Here is a 2682-nt window from a genome sequence, read left to right as displayed (position 1 = left end):
TTTTTATTATAGTCAGCTCACAATAAAAGAGAGCTGTAGATAACAACGTGCCACTGGTATCAGTTTTTCTTGCATGCTGTTCGCAGGCGTGACAGAGGCTGCAAAAAATTGATACCAGCAGCACTGTATCGTTTTTAAATTGTATCGACTATACTTTTATATTAAAGGGATCTTAAAAGAGCAGCTTAAGGTTTAATCAATACTTTGCCTTTTTTCTCAGATTGTACTTTTTCAGAGACCGCTTTTTGAATATCGGCTAAATTATAAACGCCACCAGTAGGCAGTTTTAATGTACCGCTAGCCGCGCGTTCGATCAGCTCTTTCGTTAAGCGCTGCATATCATCGTCACTGATCTCTTGCATCAGATCGCTGGCCCAAAAGCCTTTTACTTTGCTCAAATTAAAAATCAGATGACTGGGGTTAATCATCAGCGGTTCGCCAGACATAGAACCTAAGGAGGCCATCGCACCGTGTTTACCTAGTAGCGATAGGAGCTCACCACCAGACTTACCACCAACCGCATCGACTGCACCGTTTATTTTGGCATCACCAACGATTTTTTGTACTTGTTCTTTCCAGTCGTCATCATCGGTTACCACGTTATTTTTGGTGATACCAAGCTCAATCAGCTCTTTTTCTGACTCTTTACTGCGCACTAAATTAATCGTATTAATATTGCGCTCGGGCGCAAGCATCGCCATAGATTCACCGACTGCACCGTTAGCAGCGTTTTGGATGATCCATTGGCCGGGTTCGATGTTTAAGAATTCAATCAGTAACAGCGCACTCATAGGCATAGCGATGAGTTGAGCCGCCATTTCATCGTCGATGGCGTCTGGTATCGGAATGATACGTTGGGCTGGCGCAATAAAATACTCCGCCCACGTGCCCTCTACACCAGAAACGACCACGCGCTGACCTTTTTTAAAGCTTGCTACGTCTTTACCAAGCAGGTCAATAGTACCCACCGCCTCAGAGCCGCCAGTCGCAGGTAGCTTAGGTTTATTACCGTATTCACCTTTAATAGTCACTAGGTCATGATTGTGGATGGAGGATAAGATAGTCTTGATACGAACCTCATTACCCTTCGGTTCTGGAGTAGGGCTATCGGTTACGCTTAGGACTTCTGAAGGTTTACCAAAATTATTATAAGTTGCGCTACGCATAAGAATTTCCTTTATTTATTTTTTAGGTGGATAGATAAAAGTCGCTGATCATTTTTATTATTGATATATAGTCAGTCCGAAATAAAAGCGATACGATGGTAGTGACGTGCTACGGCTATAAATTTTTGTAGCCTCTGTCACGCCTGCGAACAGCAAGCAAGAAAAATTATAGCCATAGTACGGTATCGTTTTTAAAATGACTTCACTATAGATATACAGAATCGTTATCAGTCATCAACCTTAACAACTTGGCCTTGGCATACTCAACCTGAATTTGGTTAAGCAACCTTATTGTTTGCTGACAATTGTAAAAAGACAAGCGTCTAAGGTTAGCGTCTAAGGTTAAGGTAACGTTTCACCCTAAATATTAGAGTCTGTTCCCTTCTAAGCTACTGGACTGATTGCCAAAAAAAAGCAATGGCAGCGTTCCATAGTTAGGAGACGCCGCCACTGCTTATAATACTAATCATACTAATATTTAAAAAAACTATTAAGCTCTTAAAAGCACCTTGCCTTTCTTCTCAGATTGCAATTTACCGTCAACTGCTTTTAATACGTCTTTCAAATCAAACACCGCTTCAACGGGTAGTTTTAATTTGCCATCAACCGCACGATCTATCAGCTCTTTGACCAGACGTTTTTTATTGTCGACACTCATTTCTTGACTGAGTTTACTGCCCCAAAAGCCTTTTAAGATAGCTTGTTTAAAGATCATATCAGTCGGATTCAGCATCATCGGCTTACCTGACATCGCGCCAAATACGGCGAACACTCCACCATGACCCAGTAGCGATAACAGATTACCACTGGCTTCACCGCCGACAGAATCAACCGCTGCACTGATTTTATCATCGCCAATGATAGCTTTGACTTGGTCTTTCCAGTCATCGTCTGACGTATTGATATTATTTTTGATATCGAGCGCTTCTAACTCTCCGAGCGCATCGCTACTACGGACGAGGTTAATGGTTTTGACGCCGCGCGCCGCCGCTAGCATCGCCAGTGATTTACCGACCGCACCATTGGCGGCGTTATGGATGACCCATTGACCGCTTTCTACTTCGAGAAATTCAAGCAGCATCAATGCACTCAGCGGCATAGCGATCAGCTGCGCCGCCATCTCATCTTTTAAGCTATCAGGTACAGGGAAGACCATGTCGGCTGATGCCACAAAGTACTCTGCCCAAGTGGCCTGCACGCTGGCCGCTGCCACGCGTTGACCGACTTTTAAGTCTTTGACCTCGCTGCCAACCGCATCGATGACACCCAAGGCCTCAGAACCACCGATAGCCGGCAGCTGAGGTTTAAAGCCATATTTTCCGCGAATGGTGAGTAGGTCATGATTATGAATAGAAGCTAAGATAGTTTTGACGCGGACTTCATTGGCTTTTGGCTCTGGAGTAGGGCGGTCACCGACACTCAGTACTTCAGTTGGTTTGCCGAAATGATCGTAAGTTGCGCTACGCATGATAAATTCCTTTATTTATTATTTGAGTGATTGTCTGATTAAATATTT

At 43.7% G+C, this 2682-nt stretch carries 2 protein-coding genes; both read right to left on the bottom strand.

The annotated features are described in order from the left end of the window. Positions 1-185: 185 nt before the first annotated feature. Positions 186-1166 (bottom strand): zinc-binding dehydrogenase, encoded by a 981-nt coding sequence (locus ACT3TU_RS13870; protein ID WP_192522747.1) that lies wholly within the window; start codon positions 1164-1166, stop codon positions 186-188. 490 nt (positions 1167-1656) lie between these two features. Further along, positions 1657-2634, bottom strand: coding sequence for a zinc-binding dehydrogenase (locus tag ACT3TU_RS13865; protein WP_192524938.1), 978 nt, complete (start codon positions 2632-2634; stop codon positions 1657-1659). Between the last annotated feature and the right edge of the window lie 48 nt (positions 2635-2682).

The organism is Psychrobacter sp. AOP3-A1-26 (assembly GCF_052378235.1).
Taxonomy (GTDB): Bacteria; Pseudomonadota; Gammaproteobacteria; order Pseudomonadales; family Moraxellaceae; genus Psychrobacter.
Note: the sequence above shows the minus strand (reverse complement) of the source record. Positions and strands in the feature narration are given on the sequence as shown.

Bases quoted from the DNA above. Each gene is read 5' to 3' on its own strand.
- ACT3TU_RS13870 (WP_192522747.1), bottom strand. From the start codon at position 1,166: ATGCGTAGCGCAACTTATAATAATTTTGGTAAACCTTCAGAAGTCCTA.
- ACT3TU_RS13865 (WP_192524938.1), bottom strand. From the start codon at position 2,634: ATGCGTAGCGCAACTTACGATCATTTCGGCAAACCAACTGAAGTACTG.